Source organism: Acinetobacter psychrotolerans, from assembly GCF_048552595.1.
GTDB lineage: Bacteria > Pseudomonadota > Gammaproteobacteria > Pseudomonadales > Moraxellaceae > Acinetobacter.
Genome location: NZ_JBIMDK010000012.1, coordinates 53,969 through 78,446, shown reverse-complemented (window position 1 = coordinate 78,446; position 24,478 = coordinate 53,969). Strand labels below are relative to the sequence as shown.

The following is a 24,478-nucleotide window of genomic DNA, read 5'->3' as shown; positions in this document are numbered from 1 at the left end:
ACCGGTTCTTATGGCGAAAGCTCCTCGGTCCGCATCTACAAGCACAACAGCAACGACTCCCACTGCTGAAAAAAAGCGTGCCTTAGTGATTGTGGAATCGCCTGCAAAAGCGAAAACCATCAATAAATATTTGGGTTCAAATTACATTGTAAAATCGTCTGTGGGTCACGTTCGTGATTTACCTACGGGTGGTTCAAGTAAAACTTCAGAAAAAAAACCTGTATCACGTGTCAAATTGACCGATGAACAAAAAGCTGAAAAAGCTCAATCGGCATTAGTTAACCGCATGGGTGTAGACCCAGAACATGACTGGAAAGCCAAATATGAGGTTCTTCCAGGTAAAGAGCATGTTGTTGCTGAACTGAAAAAACTGGCTTCTCAAGTTGACGAAATCTACCTCGCAACGGATATGGACAGGGAAGGGGAAGCAATTGCTTGGCATTTAAAAGAAGTGATTGGTGGAGATGAATCACGTTATCAACGTGTGGTCTTTAACGAAATCACTAAAAATGCCATTCAGGAAGCGTTTAAACAGCCTTCTCGCCTTGATATCGACAAAGTTAATGCACAACAGGCACGTCGCTTTTTAGACCGTGTCGTTGGCTTTATGGTTTCACCATTGCTATGGGAAAAAATTGCCCGTGGTTTATCGGCAGGTCGCGTACAATCTGTTGCAACAAAACTTGTCGTTGAACGTGAACGAGAAATTCGTGCTTTTATTCCTGAAGAATATTGGCAAGTTTTTGCAGATACAAAATCTAAAAAAGATGACATTCGTTTAGAAGCAGTTAAACAAGGTGGTAAAACCTTAAAATTGCAAAATAAAGCACAAACAGATGCTTTATTGAAAATACTGAATGATGCGGAATATAAAGTCTCAGTTCGTGAAGATAAGCCGACCAAGGTGAATCCAAGCGCGCCGTATATCACCTCGACTTTACAACAGGCGGCAAGTACACGTTTAGGTTTCTCTGTGAAGAAAACCATGACGATGGCGCAACGTTTGTATGAAGCAGGTTTTATTACCTATATGCGTACTGACTCAACCTTCTTAAGTAATGATGCAGTGAGCATGGTACGCGGTCATATCGAGACTGAGTTTGGTGCAAAATATTTACCTGCGAAACCTAATTACTATGGTAATAAAGCAGGCGCACAAGAAGCCCATGAAGCGATTCGTCCATCGACTGTTGCACTAAAAGGCGATCAGCTGGTTGGTGTAGATCGTGATGCACAGCGTCTTTATGACTTAATTTGGCGTCAGTTTGTTGCTTGCCAAATGACATCTGCGGAATACTTATCATCTACAATTTTAGTCGATGCCAATGGCGTTGAGTTGAAAGCGAAAGGTCGTACTTTAGTTTTTGATGGTTTTACTAAAGTTCGTGGCGCCAACAAAGCTGATGATGATGTTTTACTGCCTGCTGTAAAAGTTGGTGAAGTACTCAAACTTGAAAAACTTGATCCATCACAACATTTTACTAAACCACCTGCTCGTTTTACCGAAGCATCATTGGTTAAAGAATTAGAGAAAAAAGGGATTGGTCGTCCATCGACTTATGCTGCCATTATTTCTACCATTCAAGATCGTGGTTATGTCAAACTCGATAACCGTCGTCTCTATGCAGAGAAGATGGGCGAGATTGTGACAGACCGTTTGGATGAAAACTTTAACAACCTTATGAACTATGCCTTCACAGCCGATCTTGAAGCTCAGTTGGATAAAGTTGCCGATGGTGAACGTAATTGGAAAGAGCTACTCGATAACTTCTATGGCGATTTTAAGAAACGTTTGACGACTGCACAGGGTGAAAACGGTATGCGCCGTAATTTACCTGTAGAAGTTGAAGCGGTACATTGTAAAGAATGTGATCGTCCAATGCAGATTCGCACGGGCACGACTGGTGTATTCTTAGGATGTTCGGGCTATAACTTGCCACCGAAAGAACGCTGTAAGGGTACGTTAAATCTAATGCCAGTCGAGTCATTGGCTGCTTTTTCTGATGATGATGGTGCGGAAACTGCCGATTTAATGTCGAAAAAACGTTGTCCAATTTGTGAAACTGCAATGGATAGCTATGTGATCGATGGTGGTCGTAAATTACATATCTGTGGTAACAACCCAGACTGTAATGGTTTTGAGCTTGAAGAAGGCGAGTTCAAAATTAAAGGTTACGATGGCCCAAGTATTCCATGTGACAAATGTGATGGTGAAATGCAATTGAAGACAGGGCGTTTTGGTCCGTACTTCGCTTGTACCAGTTGTGACAATACGCGTAAAGTTTTAAAGAGTGGTCAACCTGCGCCTCCGCGTGTAGACCCAATTAAAATGGAACATTTGCGTTCAACCAAACACGATGATTTTTTTGTCCTTCGTGATGGTGCTGCAGGTTTATTCTTGGCAGCAAGTAAGTTTCCTAAAGTCCGTGAAACACGTGCACCAAAGGTTTCGGAGCTTCGTAGTGTTGCAGAGCAATTAGATCCAAAGTATCAATTTATATTGAATGCACCTGATCAAGATCCAGACGGTAATCCAACACTGGTAAAATTCAGTCGTAAGAACCAAGAGCAATATGTCGGTTCTGAAAATGCTGAAGGTAAACAAACCAAGTGGAGTATGGTTTACCGTGATGGAAAATGGGTTGAAGCTTAAGCTTTGATTCATCTTTAAATGCTAACTTCGGTTAGCATTTTTTATATCTAAAATTTAAAAATGTAGGCTTATTATGATTCCTATTCGTTCAATTATTGTATCGGGTGTTTTACTCTCAGAAATAGAGGGTGAGTTAAAAATTTTATTGATGAAGCGTGTCAAAGGTGACTTTTGGTGTCATGTTGCGGGAAAAATAGAAGAAAATGAAACAGCGCCTCAAGCAATCTTGCGTGAAATTGGTGAAGAAACAGCAATTCAGGTGAAGCAATTATTTAGTGCCGATTATTTGGAACAGTTTTATGAAGCTAGTTTGAATGTGATTGAAATGATCCCTGCTTTTGTTGGATTTTGTAAGGAAAATCAGCTTGTGGTTCTAAATCATGAGCATACAGAATATAAGTGGTGTAATTTAACAGAAGCAAAAGGCTTAGTCGTATTTTCCAATCAAAGAAAACTTTATGATTTTGTTTGGGAAAACTTCGTGTTACACGAGCCAAATATGATGTTGGAAATCAAATAATTTTTACATTTTAAGCGTACTCATTATATTGGAAATTGCTGTATTTATTCATAAGGGCAGATGTCAAATGTGGAAAAAAATTCGTGTTAGTTTGCTCTTATGTATTTTATTGATTGTTGCCGTTGATACATGGCGAGATATGCATCAAGACTGGACAAAACCAATCATTGTTTTGTTGCACCCAATAAATGCCGATGGACAAGCAGCGACTTCACAATATATTCAACAAATTTCTACAGATGATTTGAGTGAAATGGTCAATTATCTGCAAACCCAATCTAAGGAATTTCGTGATCAACCCATTGCTTTTCATTTTCAACTGGGACGAGAACTGACCACGTTACCACCCAAATTTCCTGAAAAAAAGAGTGTCTTGAACAATATTTTATGGAGTTTGAAATTTAGATTCTATGCGTGGAAACAACATCAAGGCGAAGATGGCTCACCATCGGTGACCCTGTATTTAAATTATTATGATCCCAAATTGCAGAAAGTATTGAAACACTCCACTGCATTGGAACGTGGGCGTATTGGCTCAGTGAATTTATTTGCATCACGAAAGCAAAGTTCGAGTAATAAAGTCGTTCTTGTACATGAGTTACTGCATACCTTTGGTGCAAAAGACAAATATGATTTTACAACGGGACAGCCACTCTATCCGACGGGCTATGCCAATCCTGAGCAACAACCACGTTATCCACAACAGCGTGCAGAAATTATGGGCGGCTATATTGCGCTTTCAGAAAGCAAAAGCAAGACACCTGAAGATTTAGAAGATACCATGATCAGTCGACTCACTGCACAAGAAATGGGGTGGGTGAAGTAGCGTATAGAGCTGTGCTGTTTATCGCTTAGATTCTGCTCAAACAAAGCTTTATTCTGGTATAGATGCAGATTTTATACAGACAAACACCTGAATTAGATCAACAATAAAATGAATGAATAACAACCAAGAGAAGAATTATGCGTACTGTAGGAAATGATTTAGTTCGTCATCAACTCCATGAAAACCGTAAATGGTATCTTCTGCTTGGAGCTTTATTGGTGATCTTTGGATTAGTGCTATTGGCTTCACTGGGTATGGCAACATTGACGGTTGTTGCATTGTTTGGTGCTTTAATGATGATCGGTGGAGTTTTACACCTGATTGCAGCATTTAAAATCTTTGATGGTGGATTACGCTGGTTATGGGCGCTGTTTGGCGTGTTGTATATTGGCGCAGGCTATTATGCTTTTAAATCACCTATTACGACGGCTGTTATTTTAACGAATTTACTTGCTGTTGCACTGTTGATCGCAGGATTTGTTCGAATATTCAATGCCTTTATACTAAAACCAATGTCTGGTTGGGGATGGACATTATTTTCAGGGCTTTTAACTTTGGCAACAGGTGCAATTATTTTAGCTTCACCAGATTCACCATTTTGGGTGCTTGGTCTATTTTTAGCTGTAGATATTTTATTTCAAGGAGTGAACTATCTGACCTTTGCTGCGGCAATTAAAAAAATCCCACCCGCGAGTCATTAAGGTTTCACTTAATATTTTAAATCGTATGTGTATTTAACAAAACGCCTGATCAATGAGATCAGGCGTTTTGTATTTTGGCGTAAATATTTATGCAACTAGAGCAGTATTCAGTTAAATCTTATCTCAATTAACATTCCTGAAAAGCGAGGTGTTACCTAGATAAATGATTTAAGTATTGAAATTCAGCTTATTTCGCGACTTTATATTGGCTAGAAATGGCGATACGGTTCCATGTGTTGATCACAATCGCAATCCATTCAATCGCGGTAATTTCATCGCTGGATAAATGCTGTGCAGCTTGTTCATAAGCGCTATCTGGAAAATGTTGATTGGCAATTAAAGTAATCTCTTCAATTAAAATTAAAGCCGCACGTTCTTTTTCCGTAAAGTATTCACTTTCACGCCAAGCACTAATCAACGCAATACGATCAGTTGATTCACCCGCTTTAATTGCATCTTGGGTATGCATACGAACACAGAAAGCACATTGGTTAATTTGCGACGCTCTTAATTTAAGTAAATGAGAGAATCCAACATCAAGCCCAGCTTGCTGAACTTTTTGCATAGATAAATTTTCAAGTTCGATGACAGTTTTATATAGTTCTGGGGCGGTCTTACCAAGGTTTACACGTTGCATAAATTATTACTTCTAAGTGAGTTGTTATTTCTTATTTTAGCGATAAAATTATGCCCACTTTGTTGCATTTGTGCTTATAAAAAGATGAATAAGACTTATAAGATTTCCTTTATTCTTACTGCAGTGGTGAGTGCGATATACTATATGGTTAAAGACTTACAGCAGGACAGTATGAGTATTGATCTGGGGACAGGTGTAATTCTTGGAATTGTCGCAACACTTATCACGCTTGTCTGCTAGTTATATTTAAGAAATGAAGAAAAGCAATATTTAAATAAAAAAGAAGACCATACAAAATTATAAATTATGCTATTAATAATCTTAGTTTCCTAAAAGTTATGGATAATGAAAACCTTTTTATTAGCGCCTGACTCATTTAAAGAAAGTATGACTGCTGAACAAGCGTGTTTCGCAATGCAACGTGGTATTCAAAAAGTCATTGCTGATGCAAAATTTATCCATGTACCGATGGCCGATGGAGGCGAGGGCACTGTCGATGCGTTGGTTGCAGCTCGGAATGGTCGAAAAGTTGCAATAGAAGTTTCAGGGCCATTGACACATCAGCGAATTCAAACTTATTTTGGCTTAATTGAAAATGATCAAACGGCTGTCATTGAAATGGCGATGGCGAATGGTATTCACCTGATTGAAAAATCACAACGTAATCCACTCATCACATCGACGTTGGGTACAGGTGAAATGATTAAAGCTGCGCTAGATTTAGCTGTTACTAAAATCATTATTGGGCTAGGTGGTAGTGTGACCAATGATGCAGGTGCAGGAATGGCACAGGCTTTGGGTGCGAAATTTTTAGATCAGCATGATAACGACGTTGCTTTGGGTGGTGGGCAGCTCAATCAAATTCAACGCATTGATATTTCAAACTTAGATTCACGTTTAAAAAATATAGACATTATTATCGCCAGTGATGTGAATAATCCATTGTATGGTGAAAATGGCGCATCGGTAGTCTTCGCACCGCAGAAAGGCGCAAGTACCAAAATGGTTGAAATTTTGGAGCAAAATCTTCAGTATTTTGCCGAACTTGTAGAATCGACGTTAAATCTCCAGAAGCAAGATGTTGCAGGCGCAGGTGCAGCCGGTGGTTTGGGTTTTGGGCTCATGGCATTTGCAGGAGCGACAATCCGTTCAGGTGTCGAAATCGTGATTAAAGAAACCCGACTTGAGGAAAAAATTGCCCAAGCAGATTATGTGTTTACTGGCGAGGGTGGGATTGATTTTCAAACCAAATTTGGTAAAACGCCTTTTGGTGTGGCACTAGTGGCAAAGCGGTTAAATAAACCCGCGATTGCTTTTTCAGGCTATATCGGTGAGGGTATTGAAGAACTCTATGATGAAGGCTTTACTGCAATTTTTGGTATTGTTGAAGGAGCTTGCGATTTACAAACAGCATTGAGAAATGGTGAGAAAAATTTGGAAAGGACATGTGAAAATGTGGTGAGGATTTTGAGCATGAATCTTTGAATATATTGTGATTTTGGCCCCGCCTTAGTATCTTCCAAAAGAAAGGCAATTTTCTTACTGATTCAATGATGACTTAAATGGTCTATTTTTCAATCTATGTATTCATATATCATTTTAATAATATTCAGCTTTTTTACTATTTTTGTTATTAAAGACTTATTGGTGAATGAGTTAGTTACGATCCCAGCTCTCAGTGTCAAAATTAAAAAATTGGTCAATAGGATCTTTATTCATTTTATTTTACAAAATTTAAAATCGCAGATTCAATAATCAAGTACGTTAAATGCAGACTTATCATTTTTTGAAATCGGATTATATCCAACAAGCTCTGTTAAACTATCCTCATCCACCCACCGATGAGTAAAAATGAGTTTAGCCAACCTGATTGATGAATTAAATCCGCAACAAAAGCAAGCTGCAACAACAGAGTCAAAACACAGCTTGGTACTTGCTGGAGCAGGTTGTGGCAAAACTAAAACCATTGTGGCACGAGCAGCTTACCTGATTGATCAAGGTGTACCTGCCAACCAAATTCAAATTCTAACCTTTACTCGTCGCTCAGCCAGTGAAATTGTGGCACGTGTTGAATTGGCTCTAGGTGATCAAGCGAAAGGGTTACGTGCATCCACATTTCATACATTTTGCATGTATTTATTGCGCCGTGTACCGAAAGCTTTTGGGTTAGAGCAATTTTCAATTATAGATCGTGATGATCAATTGATGCTGTTCCGTTTGATTCGTGGTAAAGATGACAAAAAGCATCCGAATGGCTTACCAAAACCTCAACAATTGTGTGACGTATATTCTTTTGCTCGAAATACACGTCAAAAACTCAGTTTAGCTTTAGAAAAACAGCATCCTGAGTTTTTAGAATATAAAGATCAAATTGCCGAAATAATGAAAGAATACGAGGCACGTAAACAAGCGCGTTCTTTCTTGGATTACGATGATATTCTTGCAGTTGTTGCTTCAGCTTTGGCTCAATCTGAAGGTTTAGTCGATTATGTTGCGTCGTTGTGCCAACACTTATTGGTCGATGAAATGCAGGATACTAATCCTTTACAATGGGCGATTCTTGAACCCTTAAAAGATAAAACATCCCTGTTTTGTGTGGGTGATGATGCTCAGTCGATTTATGGATTTCGTGGTGCCGATTTTGAAAATATTCACCATTTTAAAGAACGTGTTCCAAACACTCAGATTTTCAAATTAGAAAAAAACTACCGTTCAACGCAAGAAATTTTAGATATTTCCAATTGGCTGCTTGATGAGAGCCACATTCATTATGATAAGAAACTCGAAGCTTATCGTGGTGATGGCATAAAACCTCGCATGCACGTTTTTCCGAATGAATTTGATGAAGCCAAGTGGATCGCTATAGATATTAAAGAGCGTCATTTACTAGAAGGTGCTGCATGGAATGACCACATGGTCTTGGTGCGTTCAGGCTTTGCTGCTCGTCATATCGAGGCAGCATTTATTCAAGCCAATGTACCGTATCGCTTTATTGGTGGTATGAAATTGCTTGAAACAGCACACGTGAAAGACTTAATTAGTTTATTGCGTGTGATTGCAAATCCTTTGGATGACATTGCTTGGATGCGCTTTTTAACACTTTGGAATGGTGTGGGTGATGTCAGTGCAAGTAAGCTTGCACAACAGTTATTGCTTGAACCAGATATTGAAAAAATTGCTGAAAAATTAGAAAAGTTTGGACGTATTCCTGACCATACTTTGCTGATTATGAAGCAAATGAGTGTGTTAAAAAATGAAGTAGAAGCGTGTGTAAAATTGGGTGTTGAAGCAATTCTCAATCAACTTGAAGAAAATTATGCTAAGAAAGATTGGCATAAACGAGTTGGGGATTTTGATTTAGTTAAACAATTGTCTTCTAAACATTCCCAACTCAGTGAGTTTTTAGAAGAATATGTGCTTGACCCTGTTTCTATTTCAGAAATAGAACGTCAGTCGCAAGATGATGTCGTGACGTTAATCACTATTCATTCTGCTAAAGGAACCGAGCAAAAAGTTTGTTATGTGGCAAATGTCTCCCCAGGGCAATATCCCAATGCACGTGCGCAGGGTGATTTTGATAATGTTGAGGAAGAGCGTCGTGTGCTTTATGTGGCATTAACTCGTGCGCAAAACGAACTCATCCTGACCAAACAAAATTTAAGTTTTTGGGCGGATACTCAAACAGATAAGCAAGGCCAAAAGATTGAAAGCTATTTTCTGAATGATTTAAAACGACATTTATGTACCACCGAAACGCATTATAGACAGCGTGAACAAACTGTAAAAAGTGCATTGATCGAACGAAAGGTGATTAATTTAGATTTTGGGATTGATCTGGATTAAACTATAGTCATTATGTTTTTATTCGAAAAGTAGAGTAGGCGAGTGCTTTTTGATGTTTTTTGCCTATTTTATATTTAAGGTTGTAAGATGAAAATTTTAGTTCGTAATTTAGAACGCACTGTGACTGAACCAGAATTACTTGAATTATTTAAACAATTTGGTACTGTGGCTTCGTGTAATTTGGTATTGGATGCGAGTACAGGTAAGTCAAAAGGTTTTGCATTTGTAGAAATGCCACATGTTCGTGAAGGTGTGAGAGCGGTTAAAGGCTTAAATACTTTACGCTTACATGGTCATGGTATTCGTGTGAAAATAGCTGACGAGAAGCCAGAAGCTTAAATTTACGCATGTAGGTTTGATCGAAATTGAAAGGAGCGAATGATGCTCCTTTTTATTGTCAATTTATTGTGGGGCTAGGCACCATAAAGTTTGACAATGAAAATCATTAGAATATACAAAGTAACTTGGATATTGGAAAAATAAGATGAAACGACAATATCATGCCTTATCCATAGTCGCGCCTAGTGCAACAAAAATTGCTCAGGGCTTAAAAACGCTAGAAATTCGTTCATGGCAGCCTGAGCAACTTCCGCTTAAAAATTTAGTAATTGTGGAAAACCAACGCTTTCTCAATAATGAAAATGATGAAGATATGGGTAAAATTGTTGCTATCGTAGACATCGAATCTGTTCATGCGTGGCAACAAGATGAGTTTGACGCAGCTTGTGCAACTTATTGGGAAGCAGGCTATTGGGCATGGGTGATTAGCAATGTTCGCCCCATTCAAAATAATAAAGATGTTCCTGCGAAGCGGAAAATTTATCGTTTGGAATTAGAACTTGAATCGTTTTAATTTAATGGTTTTAAATTGCTCTGTTTATTTGTAAATGCTTAAATTTTTTAGAAGATAATTCACAAAAGTGATCTTAGATGTGAGTAAAAATGATTGTGATTTTTATATAATAAAGATTAAGCTACATGTGTATTAAATGCCAAAACTATAGGGAATTTTCATGTCAAGAGTCGCTCGCTTTCATGCAGACCGCACCAATCAGAAATTATACTTTGCGCGTCTTGCATGCGTTCAAGCTGAGCAATCTGAAAATGTACAACAAGCTCAAGCTCATCGTGAAGCAGCAGTGTTTCATTTACATGGTTCAGTTTTAGCATTTTTACAAGAGTTAGTCCGTTATTACCGTTTAAATGATTTTTCTCCGACGTTAAAATCAATCGAAGAAAATATGGCGGCTAAAGGACAAGTTTCACCAGAGGTTTTAGTGATGCAAAAACTAGCCAAAGACGGTTTTATTGCAGAACTAAAACGAGCTTACCGTCTGTGCCAGTACGCACCAGAACCGAGTGCACCAGAACCAGAAGATGAGACATCATCAAACTTGATTATTAAAGTGACTCAAACTCCCCAAGCATGGTTGCCAGATGCTAAAATTTTAAGAGAATGGCACCGTGACTTAACGCAGCTTATTGATGGTTTTCGTAATGAAATGGTGGAATTCTGATCTTTTTGATGAGTTTTACTTGAAATTTTGTTTTGAATGACTATATAGAATACTTACACGATGCAAAATACATTCAGTATTTTGCCCCATGTTGAGCATGGAGGGTTTATGTCAATTGAACAGTTAAAAGAGTTATTTGGTCACCAAGAAGCCGTTTTAGAGTTGGTTCAACTCGAAGGTGGAGGCGTGGCTTTGTGTAGTGCTGGCTCTGAAAAAGAACCTTTGGTCATCATTCAATTTAGTGACGAAGTGAAAGCATTGTTTGGTGACCAAACCCCAATGATTGCACAACAGATGGTACAAGCGGCTTTATTCGCATTAATCGAAAAACAGAGTAATGAATGGGAAGCTGAAGTCGTCGATGAGCAACCACAATTTATGAGTTAACTCATTTATTCTGAATTATAAATACAATGAAACGTACTCTTGAGTGCGTTTTTCTTTGCCTGAAAATTGATGTCTGAAAATGTAAGATTGAAAATAGGATGGGGGAGATTTTGTTTTTTTGTATTTACGATAAATCAATGCAGGCTGCAACATGTGCAACCTGTATTTTCAATCAGTGTAATTAATGCGTTGGTTCGTTATGATGCGCAATTTGGATTTGATTCAAAATATAATTGCTCATATTCTTCGCCATTTCCTCTTTGGCATAGTAAACATCGCCGATATTGTCTCTGCGAATGACTTCTGCTTCTTCTTTATTCTCTGCACAAACTAAAACTTGAATTTGTGGATTAAGCAGTTTGGCGGTATCAACAATTTTATGAATATCAACAATATCCATTGGGGAAATCACTAATAAGCGAGCATGTTGAATATGTGCTTGGATCAAAACACTCGGTTCAGTTGCACGACCAGAAACTGCTGCGATACCTTTTTCACGCAAGTTTTCTACAATTTCACGATTTTCTTCTGCAATCACAACCTTAATGCCATCATCCATTAATGTCTTGGTAATACGTCTTCCTACTTCACCATGACCAACAATCACCACTTGATCTCGTAAATAATCTTGATCTACTTCATCGGGCAGCATTGCCAATGGGTCGCCACTGCGCTCCAATAAACGAGCAAGGTGTGAACGCTCACGAATCCAGTTTTGCACTGGTTCGATAGCAGAAAATAAGAATGAATTGAGCGTGATCGAGAATAATGCACCGGCTAGAATTAAGTTTTGAGCATCGGGTGTAAGTAAACCCAGTGATAAACCTAGTGTTGCAAGAATAAACGAGAATTCCCCAATTTGTGCCAAACTAGCGCCAACAGTTAAAGCTGTATTGATGGGGTAGCGGAAGAATAAAACCAGTGCCATTGCTGCAATTGTTTTACCAATCATGATGATGGCGATGACAGCCAAAATCTGTAAAGGTTGTTCGATTAGGATTCTTGGATCGAATAGCATCCCGACAGAAACGAAAAATAGAATTGAGAATATTTCTCTTAACGGTAAAGTTTCTTCCTCTGCACGATGACTAAAGTCAGATTCTTTAACCACCATTCCTGCAAAGAATGCACCAAGCGCCATAGACACGCCAAAGATAGCGTATGAGCCATAGGCAATGGATACTGCTGCTGCAACGACCGTTAATGTGAAAAGCTCTCTAGAGCCCAAACGAGCGACATATTGCATGATCAACGGAACGAGTCGTTTGCCAATAATTAACATGAATGCAATGAAGCCAGTGACTTTTAATAATGTAATACCGAGTGTTAGCCAAATATTCTGATCAGGAGCATCTCCTTCAATAGAATGACCACCTAAAAGTACGGCAGTGGCAGGGAGTAATACCAGAACCAAGACCATCACAAGGTCTTCGACCAAGAGCCATCCAACTGCAATTTTTCCATTAACAGAGTTGAGTAAGCCTTTATCACCCAAAGCTTTCAGTAAAACAACAGTACTTGCGCAGGACAGACTTAGACCAAAAACCAATGCAGATCCGAAACTCCATCCCCAAAAGATCGAAACAGCCATACCCAGTAAAGTCGCAACTGCAATTTGTAAAATTGCACCAGGTACAGCAATACGACGCACTTGCATCAGGTCGTTGAGGGAAAAATGCATTCCCACACCAAACATCAAGAACATCACCCCAAGTTCAGCAAGTTGATTGGCAAGTGCTAAATCTGCCACTACGCCAGGCGTATTTGGGCTGATAATAATCCCAGCAATTAAATATCCGATGAGGGGAGGAAGACGTAGCCGTGCAGCGATATAGCCAAAAATAAGTGCTATACCAAAACCAACTGCAAGTAAAACAATCAAATCTACATCATGAGGCACTAAATACTCCTTAACTATTGAGGAGAAATCATTCAAAAAATCATTTCAAAAATTATGATAGCGCTCAGTTTAAAGCACAGACAGTGCCAAAGCGCACATTTAGTTTAACAACTCGAATAAAAAAAAGGCAAAAAAAACGACCCAAAAGGGTCGGATTTTTTAAGAAAGCTAAAATTATTTAATTTTAGCTTCTTTAAAGATTACGTGTTGACGGATTTTTGGATCAAATTTTTTGATTTCCATTTTTTCCGGCATAGTACGTTTGTTTTTAGTAGTGGTATAGAAATAACCTGTACCAGCAGTAGAAACTAGGCGAATTTTATCACGCATGGTTCAGACTCCTTAGATCTTTTGACCTTGAGCACGAAGGTCAGCAACAACCTTTTCAATGCCCAATTTGTCGATAATACGCATACCCTTAGTGGTTAGACGAAGACGTACGAAACGTTTTTCGGTTTCTAACCAGAAACGGTGGTGATGCAGGTTCGGTTCGAACCGGCGTTTAGTTTTGTTGTTGGCGTGTGAGACGTTGTTACCAACGACTGGACGCTTGCCGGTAACTTGGCAAACCTTAGACATGGTGTAACTCCATTGATTTAGCCAACAGCAAATCTGTATGGCCAGTCAAAATAAAACGGATTGAATTCATTCAAGGGGCGTTTTATACCAAAATTCCGCTTAAAAGACAAGCGGAATTCGTCAAAAAGCAATATGACCCAATTCAATAGGTCATGCCTTGATCAGTTAGCGTAGGAAAGCCTTCTCTAAAATTTTATTTAGCGGTTTATCGTACGGTGGTAAAATGAATTTTAAGCTGAAAAGCTTAGGAATAGACATTACTGACCGTTCATGCGACAAACCAAAGAAACCTTCTGGGCCATGATATTTGCCCATACCCGAAGCACCAACGCCACCAAATGGTAAATCGTCTTGTGCAACATGGGTAACTACAGCATTTTGACCGAAATGCCCAGAATGAGTACGTTGAGAAACGTATTCTGCACGAGCATTATCGAAGTCGAAATAGTATAAAGCAAGTGGACGCGGTCTGCCATTAATAAAGTCAATCACTTCATCAATTTGGTCATATTCCATAATTGGCAATACTGGACCGAAGATTTCATTCTTCATGATATCCATTGTTGGTAATACGCCCGTTAAGAAAGTAGGCGCAATTTTACGGACGGAATCTAAATCTTCATTATTTGGATTAATTTCAACCAACTGAGCACCTTGTTGGCGAGCATCTTCTAAATAGCCTTGAATACGATTGTATTGTTTATCATTAATAATGCTGGTGTAATCCTGATTATCGCGAATCGTTGGATACATTGTTGTTGTAACTTTTCTAAAACTTTCAATAAACTCTTCGGTTTTGCCTTTAGGCAAAAAGATATAGTCAGGTGCAACACAGGTTTGACCTGCATTCCATAATTTACCGAAAGCAATACGTTCAGCAACGAGTTTTAAGTCACTGGATGGATGAACGATTACAGGTGATTTTCCACCGAGTTCTAGAATCACAGGAACGAGATTTTCAGCAGCAGCAGACATCACCGTTTTACCGACATTGGTTGAGCCTGTGAAAATAATTTTATCAAAAGCTAAATGTGAAAATGCATCTGAAATTGCACCACCACCATTGATAACTGCAACAAGTTCTTGTGGGAATGCTTCAGATAATGCATTTTCCAGCACATGACCTAAATTACTTGATGAACTTGAAATTTTAATCATGGCGTGGTTACCCGCTGCCAATGCACAAATTAAAGGTCCAACTGCAAGTAGTAAAGGGTAGTTCCAAGGTGCAATAATTCCAATCACACCTAAAGGTTGATATTGTACCCATGCTTTAGCAGGTTGATGTAACATAGAAACATGACGTTTCGAGGGTTTCATCCAAGCAGTTAAATGCTTGCTATAATATTTGATTTGCTCTAAACACGTGAGTAACTCACCAATTTTAGTTTCACTAATTGCACGATTACCATAATCTTGGTTGATTGCATCTGCAAATTGATCTTGGTACTTTACCAATACTCTTTTCAAACGAGCTAAACGTTCGATACGTTCCTTCGCCGTAGGCACTGGATAACGTTGATACGCAATTTTTTGTTGCGCAAGAATGTCATGCATATGCTGTACTTCAGGCGAGAAGGGAGTCATTGAATTTGTTTTTGTTTGACTGTTCATGACAGAACACCATTTACGAATTGGTTAATATACTATATTTTTTAGAGTAAATGCTCTAAATAGTCAAGTCACTTTATGTGTTAGCTGCGCTAACGGTTAGAAATGGTAATAGGATGTCAAGTTCCAAAACGTTAAAAACGAAAGACCGAATTTTACAAATTAGCCTGCAACTTTTTAATGAGCGGGGCGAACGTGCGGTCACGACAAACCATATTGCTGCTGAGCTTGGGATCAGTCCTGGGAATTTGTACTATCATTTTCGCAACAAGCAAGAAATCATCAAAGAGTTGATGGAGCAGTACCAAAAAGAAACATTGGATATGCTTTCATTACCAGATGACCGTATAGTCAATGCCAACGATAAAATTCGTTATTTTCAAGTTTTAAGCAGTCAATTATGGGAATATCGTTTTTTGCATCGTGATGTTTATCATTTAATTGAAAATAATGATGACTTCAGAAAGCTTTATCCACGCTTTGCTGGAAAAGTCATGCAACAAGGTCAGCAAATCTATCAGGCTTTTGTTGATGCAGGACTAATGCAGATGACGGCAACAGAAATTGAAGCATTGATTATTAATTTATGGATCGTGCTGACCAACTGGACGAATTTTTTATATATGTCTGGACATTTGAGTGATTCAAACCACTTAGATGAAAAATGGATTTGGCAAGCTTTACGTCAAATGGTGTTTTTAGAAGGCCCATATTTACGTGGAGAAAGTCGTGAGACTTACGAAAGACTATTAGAAAGTTTTGGTTCTTCTGAATTATTTGCAAGTTTATCTGCGAGCAAACATAGTTAAAATATGTGGTTAATCCTACGCGATGATTGAAAGCTTGCGAAAAAGGGTTAGAATATTCGGCTGTTTTTAAAATTAATTTATAAGTGGTATCAATCAACATGAACATGACGACTGCTAACACAGCACGGCTACTGATTACTTGTGAAGACAAGCCAGGGATTGTACAAGCTGTATCGAGCTTTTTGTATCATCAAGGCGCAAATATTACTGCGCTTGATCAATACGCGACTGAAGCTCAGGGCGGACGTTATTTCATGCGCGTTGAATTTGAACTTGACCACTTACAAGCGCGTAGAGAAAGTTTGTTGCAAACTTTTGCAACCAATGTTGCAGGGCGTTACAACATGCATTGGCGCATGGCGTTGGTCAGCGATGTCAAAAAAGTCGGTATTCTCGTGTCTAAAGTTGATCACGCCTTGCTTGAGCTATTATGGCGTCATGCTCGTGGTGGATTGGCTTGCGAAATTACTAAAGTTGTGTCTAATCATGCAGATTTACGTGAAGCTGTAGAAAACTTTGGTATTCCTTTTGAAGTCGTTCCCGTCAATAAAGAAAATAAGCGTGAAGCTTATGCTCGAATCGATGAGTTAATGCAAGGTAATGATTTATTGGTACTTGCCCGTTATATGCAAATTCTAGATGAAGAATTTGTTAAAATATGGGAAATGAAGATCATTAATATTCATCATTCATTCCTACCTGCATTTGTAGGAGCAAATCCTTATAAGCAAGCGCATGAAAAGGGTGTGAAGTTGATTGGTGCGACGGCGCATTATGTAACTGCTGAATTAGATCAAGGTCCAATCATTGAGCAAGATGTAGAGCGTGTAAGCCATGATTTTACTGTTGAACAATTACGTGAGCTTGGTCAAGACGTTGAGCGAAATGTACTTGCACGTGCTGTAAAATGGCATTTAGAAGATCGCATTATTGTTGATGGCAATAAGACTGTTGTTTTTCAATAAGATGAAGTGTTTTTAAAGTGAAATAATGATGACTGGAGGACGCTTTATGCGTCCTTTTTTTACTTTTTGATTAAGAAAATCGATTAAAAACAACCAAAAAGTAGTTGCAAATGAAAACACTTCTCATTTATCATTAGCACACTTTAATTGTTCTATCCGATGAGCTTCATCTGCAAAAGCATTTATTTGAATTTGTAGCATGTTCAATGTCGAATTTTAGGTATTTAGATTCATATGAGTCAGTCTTCCACAGCACCACTTCAAACACCACCATCGATGAAGAATAAAGTCATTGCTGCAATTTTAGCAGTTGCTGTTGGGCATGTGGGTGTTTTATGGGCTATTGGCCAAATGAAAGCATTTGAATTGCCTGTGATTAAAAAAGAACCCTTAAAAGTTAAATTTGTAAAACTTAAACAAGATGAACCACCACCGCCACCTCCTCCAGCTGAGCCGATTAAGCCGCAAGTTCAACCGAAACCCGTAGAGAAGAAAGTTGAACCTATACCAGTGGTTAAGCCTAAAATTATCCAACAGAAAAAACCTGTTGTAGATGACCAAAAGGCACGTAAGCTTGAAGAGCAAAAGCGTGTGGATGATCAAAAACGTTTAGATGATCAAAAGCGTTTAGAAGACCAAAAGCGTTTAGATGATCAAAAACGTGTAGAAGACCAAAAACGTGTAGACGAGCAAAAACGTCAAGATCAGCAAAAACGTGATCAAGAAGAACGTGATCGTCAACGTAATGCAGATCAAAATCGTACACGTAATGTGAGTTCTGGTGATGTTTCGTGGGTTCGTTCACCAAAAATTTCTGAAGTGGCTTTATTGCGTAATATGAAGCCAGAAGATGGTGCGAAAACGATTAATTTAAAAATTAATGCAGATGCGAATGGGACAGTGACTAATGTGACTGTTTTACAATCGAGTGGAAATAGTGCATTAGACAGTTATGTGGTTAAACAAACATATGCAGGGAAATTCAAGCCTTATAAAGAGAATGGGGTGAATGTTCCTTTTGCAATTAAACAAGATTTTACTTTGTCTGTATCCAAAGGTAGATAATTTTTTTAGGAATTAGGAAATCTGAATATGAACTTTTCAGTCTATTGGCAACATGCTGATGCAGTCAGTAAAACACTGTACTTCGTACTATTAACCATGTCTATTGTGACATGGACGGTATTCATATTACGAATTCTAGGTACACGTCAGTTAAAGCAAGTTGCCAAAGCTCAACTTTCTCAAGCCGTGAGTGCTTTAAAAGCGAAGCTTGCACCATTGAGTTTTGATCAACGTAAAGCTGTCGCAGAACAAGCTTTATTACGTCAAATCTCAGTTGAGAAAGCCAATGCTGAAAAAGGCGTTTCTGTATTAGGAACAATCGCCTCTCTTGCACCATTTGTTGGTTTATTTGGTACGGTTTGGGGAATTTTCCATGCACTTGTTGCCGTGGGTAAAAGTGGTCAAGCAGGACTCGCTCAAGTTGCGACACCAGTAGGTGAAGCTTTGATTATGACGGGTCTAGGTTTAGCAGTCGCAATTCCAGCGGTATTGGCTTATAACATTTGTGTGCGTTTCAACCGTACATTATCAAATGAATTACAAGACCAAGCACATGGCTTACTCATTGATACCATGCTTCAGCAAGATTCTTCTGCACAGAAAGTTGAAGCTGTATCTACACAAAAAGGTCTAGTTGGAGGTCAAGCTTAATGGCTTTTCAATTGGGAGAAGACAACGATTCTGGTATGAATGAGATGAACCTCATTCCATTAATCGACATTATGTTGGTATTGATGATCATCTTTTTGGTGACAGCAACCGTTGCTAACCCATCGATACCATTAACTTTACCAAAAACTACAGCAGAAGTGATTACCCCACCACCAGAAGCGATTACGATTAGTATTAATCAAGATGGGCAAGTGGCGTGGAATGATCAACTGATTAGTTTAGAAGAATTATCTAAGCGTTTTGATGAAGCTGGAAAAAATGCAACGAAGCCAGCTGTACAGTTAAGAGCTGATAAAAATTCTCGTTATGACACTGTAGCGCAAGTGATGTCTCGTGCAAGTGAAGCGGGTCTAAATGATTTAGCATTTATGAGTGATAACTAAGTTATCTATGGGCGAATGATTACAGCCAATTTAAGTAAAAAAAGCGATCTAGAAAGATCGCTTTTTTATGCTTCATTATTTATTATTCAGATTTGAGCAAAGCTTGAAACTGACTTTGTAATTTCATTAATTTAGGCGGTATGGCAAAATTACAGTAACCTTGAGCAGGGTTTTTTGCATAATAATTTTGATGGTAATCTTCCGCAGGGTAGAACGTAGGTACAGGGCTGAGTTCTGTAACAATATCTAATCCGTCTGCTTTGAGTTGCGTTATAAAGTCTTCTGCGATTTGTTTTTGTTGTTCGTTAAAATAGTAAATCACTGAGCGATATTGTGTGCCGATATCGTTGCCCTGACGATTTAATGTGGTTGCATCATGCGTTGCAAAAAATACGGTTAATAATTGTTTAAAGTCGATTTGTTGTTCGTCGTAATCAATCAAAATCACTTCTGCGTGGTTAGTCTGACCTGTACAGATATCTTCATAACTTGGATGAGCCGTATCACCACCTGCATAACCGCTGATGACTTGGTGAACACCTCTTAATTGCAAAAATACTGCTTCCGAACACCAAAAACATCCACCACCAAAAAGTGCTTGTTGCATGTTGAAATCCTTTTATTTATAAATGACCGATATGATTAATATAGAAAAATTTTGTGAATTAATCATGTATAATTTATCTTTAAACGTAACAAAAGCCTGAAAATTAAGGCTTTTATTAGATGGAATATAGATAAATATATCTAAAACCTATTGTTGAGCAGAATATTGCAAAACACGATTACCATGCTGGTCTAATAATTTGAGCGTTTTATCATAAACTTGATAGCCTTTTACTTTGCCAAGAGCTTCTGAGTATTGTTGTGCAAGTTGTGCCGTTTCTTCGCAATACATACGAGTAGAACCCAATTGGCTCAATGTAATATGCTCGCCCTTAATCGCGTAAACACCTGCGAGGCGATTACAACCATCGCTGCCTCTCACGACTAAGTCAGGGTTAAATTGAATAGTAGGTACATTACGTGTATTTGGATTAGGTTTGTATTCAATAGCGCCAATATGGGTCAGTACCCAATTGGTATTTTGTAAGAGGCTGACATTTTTAGCTTGTTGATCTGCAGTAGGCATAGAAGTACATGCAACTAATGTGCATGAACAGGCGATTAAACTAGAAATAATGATTTTTTTTAACATGGCTTATCTCACGGTCAATTTACTTTTACGATCTAAACAAAAAAATGAATTAATTTCTAGGTTTAGAATGTATCACTTTGCATATTTTCAATATTCAATACATCTCTTGCTAAAGTAACTTGTAATCAATTTTGATTTTCATTGGAGTTCCCTCTCCTTTTAAAGGATGAGAAACAGGGTTTCGCAAGAAGGAGAGGATTTTTTGATAAGCGTTCCTCATCCTAGCCTTCTCCTAAAGGGAGAAGGAACGACCAATATTAGTTTTATGACATCTTTAATTGTAAATACTTGGTTGTTTTTAACTAATGAAAGAAGTCTAATGTAAGTTATTCAGCTTTTTCTACTGGTAAACCATAACGAATAACTTCTGAAAAATTTCGGCTGTTTTGATATTTAAAATGATCAAATTCAGCAGTTCTCGGATTAATGTGTGCTTTTTGATACCATTCTTTCATTGTCCAATTATGGCTTAGAGCGCCTAAATCATATAAATAATTGGGTAAATAACCAGAAGCTAAAAGTCGATAATCCGTTGGAAGTTTTTGTGGGGAAATGGCTTGTACCATATCAAAAACGATTGTTGTACAGTTACTGGTGAGGGTGTTGTACCATTTGGGTTGTTTGGCTAGTTCATCGGTTTTGGTGAGGTATTCTTCAAACAAGGCTTTCATTTCAGGTTTAGCCATTTTGATGGGGAAGAAATAAACTTGTTCACCCCGAATATTACTGCGTGTATAGACAATATCTTGTTCATCGGCAGCGATTAAACTGAGCTCAAATTTTCTAAAAAAACCACCAATGGCAGAAAAGCTTTCGGTTTTTTCTTTACGTATTTCTATTGAGAAGACCAATGGTTTCTGATCTGAAAAGTTAAAGCTGACCAATGTATGGGCAATTTGTGGCCCCATCCAATACGAGGCAATAATATTAACACCCGTGATATGGTCTAAATTATAAGTTCGTGTATCCCAATGCTCATCGTATTGATGCTCACCGTGCCATTTGAAATCACGGATATTTTCAATAGTGACCAGATCACCCTTTTTTTGGTAGGTGAAAATACGTGCAACTTCAGGGTCCCAATCTCGATTTTGCTGAGCTGAAATACTAAAATACCAAACTAAACTACATATAAAAGCAGCGATATACAGCAAGGTATCTGTACGGCGATTAAAAACATTTTTTGTAAAATAAATGCCAAGAATGCTTAGTGCAAATACAACCCAGATCGCAATAATGACGCAACTCAACAACCAGCCAACAGGTTGTTGCATCCAAATGGCGAGACAGAACCAGATCGTGGTTAAAAGTAGAAATAAGCTAAAAATGAAATGGGTTAAACCCATCATAAAGGTATGAAAAAATCCTTTTTTTCTCATGTCGTACATAGTGCGCTATTTTGAATTGTTAAGTTTGGCTTATTTTTGATATGTTGCGAACTCAAATGCAATGGCTGTTTTGTCATCAATATGTGACTCAGATGCAACTTTTTTAAATTCTTGAGGAATTTCTGGGTAATGAGCATCACCTTGAACATCTAATTCGACATGCGTTAATTCTAAACGATCTACGATATTAATCGTTTGCTTAAAAATCTCACCACCACCAATAATAAAAATACTTTCAGGCTTTTCTGATGCAAGTACATCTGGAATAGCCAACTCTAAAGCAGCTTCAATGCTATGCGCTGTTTTGACTCCATCAAATGACCAATTCACATCACGTGTAATGACCCAGTTGACACGTTTTGGAAGCGCTCGACCCATCGACTCAAGGGTTTTACGTCCCATTACCACGACACCACCTTGGGTGATTTCTTTAAAGTGTTTGAGATCGGCTGAAATATGCCAAGGCAGATCATTGCCCTTACCAATACAGCGTTGTTGATCCATTGCAACAACATGCACAATTTCAAAGTTTTTAAATGTCATAACGGACTCTTTTAATACGAGGTCTTGATCAATCTCTCGTCTTAGGCTGTGAAACTGCTCACTGTCGAGAGAGCAGGTATTGTTTGCATTAAGAAGAGAGTATTTTCAAAAATTAAACTGCTACAGGCGCTTTAATGGCAGGGTGTGATTCATAGCCAATAATTTCGATATCTTCAAATTTAAAATCAAAAATATCTGTAATTTCAGGATTTAATTGAAGTTGGCACAATGGTAAGGGTTCACGTGTTAACTGAAGTTTTGCTTGTTCAAAATGGTTAACATATAAATGTGTATCACCGCCAGTCCAGACAAAATCACCTACGCCTAAACCACAAACTTGAGCAACCATATGAGTCAGTAGAGCATAGCTGGCAATATTAAATGGCACCCCTAAGAAAACATCTGCACTACGTTGATAAAGTTGGCAAGACAACTTTCCATCCTGAACAAAAAATTGGAATAAAGTGTGGCATGGCGGTAATGCAACATTACCCGCTTCATTCGGATTCCAACCTGAAACAATTAAACGGCGTGAATTAGGATTGGTCTTAATTTCATTCACAAGCCATTGGATTTGATCAAAGCCATCATTGTCATACAAACCATTTTCAAGTTTGGTTGCGCCAAAATTGCGCCACTGATGACCATAAACGGGCCCAAGTTCACCTTCAGGACGTCCAAAGCGAGCCGTTTGTTCTGCCGTAGACCATTCATCCCAAATAGAGACTTTATTGTCTTTTAAATATTGAACATTGGTGTCGCCTTTTAGAAACCATAAAAGTTCAATTGCGATTGAACGAAAATGAACTTTCTTCGTGGTGAGTAAAGGGAAACCTTTGGAAAGATCAAAACGCATTTGATGACCAAATACAGAACGTGTACCTGTACCTGTACGGTCACCTTTATCGCCACCGTTGTCGAGGATATGTTGTAAGAGGTCTAAATACGTTTTCATAATTTCCCACTGTGCATCGTAAACCTTAAAGAGACGAGCTGTGTCGTAGCCTTATGGTTTGATCATATTTCTGAATTGTCTGTGAGTTTATACTAATCTGACTTTCTTTTTAAGATAGATTATTTTCTGTTTTTGCATCCATCTAATATCTAAAACTAAGAGTATTTGAAAATGAGTATAAATTTGAATGAGCTGCCAGCATGTTTACAGCCTTATAAAACGCAAATTATTGCGACAAAAAAAGACAGTATAGAAATATCATTATTGCCCACTGAAGATTTACAGATTTGGCAAAGTAAAGTAGGGGGAAATCCTTATTTACCTGTAGGAAGGCAATATCCGCAGAGTGTGGAGGGTGAAGACTTACAATTATTGGCACAGATTAATTTTGCAGAATTGCCTGAAAATCACCATTATCCAAAGTCAGGAATTTTACAGTTTTTTATCAATCCGCATGATGATTTATATGGTCTCAATTTTGATGATCAAAAAAAGCAAGATGGCTTTCGCGTGGTTTTCTATGACAAGATTGAGCAAGATCTTGCACTTTTACAAACTGATTTTCCAAGTTTTGCTGAGGATGATATTTATAGTCCTATCGCAGGGCAGTCTGCGATTCAGTTTGAGAAAGCTGAAAGCTATATTGATATGAATGATTTTAGTTTTGCTCAAAAAGTCACAGACCCTTATGAAAGAGACGATGAAGAAGAGTTTTGTGATGAATACAGTGAAGTTTTTTCAGCAAGTGGTCATCGTTTAGGGGGGTATCCATTTTTTACTCAAACGGATCCTCGTGAATACAATGAATCCATTCAAGATTATATTTTGCTATTGCAGATTGATACTGGTGATGTTGAAGGCATTGAGATCATGTGGGGGGATTCAGGTGTAGGAAACTTCTTTATTCATCCAGATGATCTCGAAAAAAGAGATTTTTCTAAAGTGGTATATAACTGGGATTGCTATTAATCATAGATGACCTGATTTCTGAAAAAGCTGATGTTGATGACATCAGCTTTTTTTATTTAAAAAATACCTATTTAGCAAGATTTTTTTAATTTTAAAAACCAAAAACATGACTTAGTTGACACTTAAACCCATTGATTCAATTGATTTATTTTTAAATCAATATGGCTTAATTTACACGCCTTAGGTTGGTTGTTTTTTGAGCAAATAGAATCGATTTGTAACTTTTATAATTTCAGAAGTTTCAGTAGCTTGAGGCGTTACAAATGAGATTTATTAACACTTACATATTTTTTTACATGTTTTAAGTCTACATTTTAAGAATTGCTGATTACTATGCATGGCTTGTGAAAAGTTGTT

At 38.0% G+C, this 24,478-nt stretch carries 26 protein-coding genes; 16 read left to right on the top strand and 10 right to left on the bottom strand.

Translation table 11 applies throughout. The features are described 5' to 3' along the window. The first annotated feature begins 10 nt into the window (after positions 1–10). The 4 genes from topA (at position 11) to ACG94X_RS11535 (ending at position 4,700) form a co-directional block, all read left to right on the top strand. Positions 11–2,653: a type I DNA topoisomerase gene (gene topA, locus ACG94X_RS11550; protein WP_419383873.1), complete on the top strand. Its 2,643-nt coding sequence runs from the start codon at positions 11–13 to the stop codon at positions 2,651–2,653. 73 nt (positions 2,654–2,726) lie between these two features. Continuing rightward, on the top strand, positions 2,727–3,173 hold the full coding sequence (locus tag ACG94X_RS11545; RefSeq protein WP_419383872.1) for an NUDIX hydrolase: 447 nt from the start codon (positions 2,727–2,729) through the stop codon (positions 3,171–3,173). A gap of 67 nt (positions 3,174–3,240) precedes the next feature. Then, positions 3,241–3,999 (top strand): hypothetical protein, encoded by a 759-nt coding sequence (locus tag ACG94X_RS11540; protein WP_419383871.1) that lies wholly within the window; start codon positions 3,241–3,243, stop codon positions 3,997–3,999. A gap of 137 nt (positions 4,000–4,136) precedes the next feature. Further along, positions 4,137–4,700 (top strand): HdeD family acid-resistance protein, encoded by a 564-nt coding sequence (locus ACG94X_RS11535; protein ID WP_419383870.1) that lies wholly within the window; start codon positions 4,137–4,139, stop codon positions 4,698–4,700. Between the two features lie 187 nt (positions 4,701–4,887). Here the strand turns inward: ACG94X_RS11535 and ACG94X_RS11530 are convergent, their stop codons facing one another. Then, on the bottom strand, positions 4,888–5,337 hold the full coding sequence (locus ACG94X_RS11530; RefSeq protein ID WP_419383869.1) for a carboxymuconolactone decarboxylase family protein: 450 nt from the start codon (positions 5,335–5,337) through the stop codon (positions 4,888–4,890). A 345-nt stretch (positions 5,338–5,682) separates the two neighbouring features. Here ACG94X_RS11530 and ACG94X_RS11525 point away from each other — a divergent pair, with 345 nt between their 5' ends. The 6 genes from ACG94X_RS11525 to ACG94X_RS11500 all read left to right on the top strand — a co-directional run bounded on the left by ACG94X_RS11525 (position 5,683) and on the right by ACG94X_RS11500 (position 11,084). After that, a complete protein-coding gene (locus ACG94X_RS11525; RefSeq protein WP_419383868.1) occupies positions 5,683–6,822 on the top strand; it encodes a glycerate kinase family protein in 1,140 nt (379 codons plus the stop codon). 366 nt (positions 6,823–7,188) lie between these two features. Continuing rightward, positions 7,189–9,180, top strand: coding sequence for an ATP-dependent helicase (locus tag ACG94X_RS11520; RefSeq protein WP_419383867.1), 1,992 nt, complete (start codon positions 7,189–7,191; stop codon positions 9,178–9,180). An 87-nt stretch (positions 9,181–9,267) separates the two neighbouring features. Next, positions 9,268–9,519: an RNA recognition motif domain-containing protein gene (locus ACG94X_RS11515; RefSeq protein ID WP_419383866.1), complete on the top strand. Its 252-nt coding sequence runs from the start codon at positions 9,268–9,270 to the stop codon at positions 9,517–9,519. Positions 9,520–9,664: 145 nt separating this feature from the next. After that, a complete protein-coding gene (locus ACG94X_RS11510; RefSeq protein WP_419383865.1) occupies positions 9,665–10,033 on the top strand; it encodes an ASCH domain-containing protein in 369 nt (122 codons plus the stop codon). A 160-nt stretch (positions 10,034–10,193) separates the two neighbouring features. After that, a complete protein-coding gene (locus ACG94X_RS11505; protein ID WP_419383864.1) occupies positions 10,194–10,697 on the top strand; it encodes a DUF6586 family protein in 504 nt (167 codons plus the stop codon). Between the two features lie 108 nt (positions 10,698–10,805). Further along, a complete protein-coding gene (locus ACG94X_RS11500) occupies positions 10,806–11,084 on the top strand; it encodes a hypothetical protein (RefSeq protein WP_419383863.1) in 279 nt (92 codons plus the stop codon). A gap of 181 nt (positions 11,085–11,265) precedes the next feature. Here the strand turns inward: ACG94X_RS11500 and ACG94X_RS11495 are convergent, their stop codons facing one another. The 4 genes from ACG94X_RS11495 to ACG94X_RS11480 form a co-directional block, all read right to left on the bottom strand. Next, positions 11,266–12,984, bottom strand: coding sequence for a cation:proton antiporter (locus ACG94X_RS11495; RefSeq protein ID WP_419383862.1), 1,719 nt, complete (start codon positions 12,982–12,984; stop codon positions 11,266–11,268). A 174-nt stretch (positions 12,985–13,158) separates the two neighbouring features. Continuing rightward, complete coding sequence (rpmG, locus tag ACG94X_RS11490; RefSeq protein WP_003654787.1) at positions 13,159–13,314, bottom strand: 50S ribosomal protein L33; 156 nt, start codon at positions 13,312–13,314, stop codon at positions 13,159–13,161. A gap of 12 nt (positions 13,315–13,326) precedes the next feature. Beyond that, entirely contained in the window at positions 13,327–13,563 is a 237-nt protein-coding gene (rpmB, locus tag ACG94X_RS11485; RefSeq protein WP_053578814.1) for a 50S ribosomal protein L28, read from the bottom strand. Between the two features lie 165 nt (positions 13,564–13,728). After that, a complete protein-coding gene (locus tag ACG94X_RS11480) occupies positions 13,729–15,177 on the bottom strand; it encodes a coniferyl aldehyde dehydrogenase (RefSeq protein ID WP_419383861.1) in 1,449 nt (482 codons plus the stop codon). Positions 15,178–15,290: 113 nt separating this feature from the next. Between ACG94X_RS11480 and ACG94X_RS11475 the strand changes: the two genes are divergently transcribed. The 5 genes from ACG94X_RS11475 to ACG94X_RS11455 all read left to right on the top strand — a co-directional run bounded on the left by ACG94X_RS11475 (position 15,291) and on the right by ACG94X_RS11455 (position 19,068). Beyond that, entirely contained in the window at positions 15,291–15,983 is a 693-nt protein-coding gene (locus tag ACG94X_RS11475; RefSeq protein WP_419383860.1) for a TetR/AcrR family transcriptional regulator, read from the top strand. Between the two features lie 98 nt (positions 15,984–16,081). Next, positions 16,082–16,948, top strand: a complete 867-nt coding sequence (purU, locus tag ACG94X_RS11470; RefSeq protein ID WP_419383859.1) for a formyltetrahydrofolate deformylase — start codon at positions 16,082–16,084, stop codon at positions 16,946–16,948. A gap of 234 nt (positions 16,949–17,182) precedes the next feature. After that, on the top strand, positions 17,183–18,013 hold the full coding sequence (locus ACG94X_RS11465) for an energy transducer TonB (protein WP_419383858.1): 831 nt from the start codon (positions 17,183–17,185) through the stop codon (positions 18,011–18,013). Between the two features lie 27 nt (positions 18,014–18,040). Continuing rightward, positions 18,041–18,664: a MotA/TolQ/ExbB proton channel family protein gene (locus tag ACG94X_RS11460; protein WP_419383857.1), complete on the top strand. Its 624-nt coding sequence runs from the start codon at positions 18,041–18,043 to the stop codon at positions 18,662–18,664. Continuing rightward, positions 18,664–19,068, top strand: a complete 405-nt coding sequence (locus ACG94X_RS11455) for an ExbD/TolR family protein (RefSeq protein ID WP_419383856.1) — start codon at positions 18,664–18,666, stop codon at positions 19,066–19,068. Before ACG94X_RS11460 ends, ACG94X_RS11455 begins: the two co-directional genes overlap by 1 nt. Before the next feature lie 82 nt (positions 19,069–19,150). Here ACG94X_RS11455 and msrA read toward each other — a convergent pair whose 3' ends face one another. From msrA to thyA, 5 genes are all read right to left on the bottom strand, one after another. Beyond that, entirely contained in the window at positions 19,151–19,675 is a 525-nt protein-coding gene (msrA, locus tag ACG94X_RS11450; protein ID WP_419383855.1) for a peptide-methionine (S)-S-oxide reductase MsrA, read from the bottom strand. Positions 19,676–19,822: 147 nt separating this feature from the next. Then, a complete protein-coding gene (locus ACG94X_RS11445; RefSeq protein ID WP_419383854.1) occupies positions 19,823–20,266 on the bottom strand; it encodes an META domain-containing protein in 444 nt (147 codons plus the stop codon). Between the two features lie 326 nt (positions 20,267–20,592). Further along, positions 20,593–21,654, bottom strand: a complete 1,062-nt coding sequence (locus tag ACG94X_RS11440; protein ID WP_419383853.1) for an Lnb N-terminal periplasmic domain-containing protein — start codon at positions 21,652–21,654, stop codon at positions 20,593–20,595. A 30-nt stretch (positions 21,655–21,684) separates the two neighbouring features. Next, positions 21,685–22,197 (bottom strand): dihydrofolate reductase, encoded by a 513-nt coding sequence (locus ACG94X_RS11435; protein WP_419383852.1) that lies wholly within the window; start codon positions 22,195–22,197, stop codon positions 21,685–21,687. Positions 22,198–22,309: 112 nt separating this feature from the next. After that, positions 22,310–23,152: a thymidylate synthase gene (thyA, locus tag ACG94X_RS11430; protein WP_419383851.1), complete on the bottom strand. Its 843-nt coding sequence runs from the start codon at positions 23,150–23,152 to the stop codon at positions 22,310–22,312. A 171-nt stretch (positions 23,153–23,323) separates the two neighbouring features. Between thyA and ACG94X_RS11425 the strand changes: the two genes are divergently transcribed. Then, positions 23,324–24,121 carry a YwqG family protein gene (locus tag ACG94X_RS11425; RefSeq protein WP_419383850.1) on the top strand — a complete coding sequence of 266 codons (798 nt, stop codon included), beginning with the start codon at positions 23,324–23,326 and terminating at the stop codon, positions 24,119–24,121. The last annotated feature ends 357 nt before the right edge of the window (positions 24,122–24,478 follow it).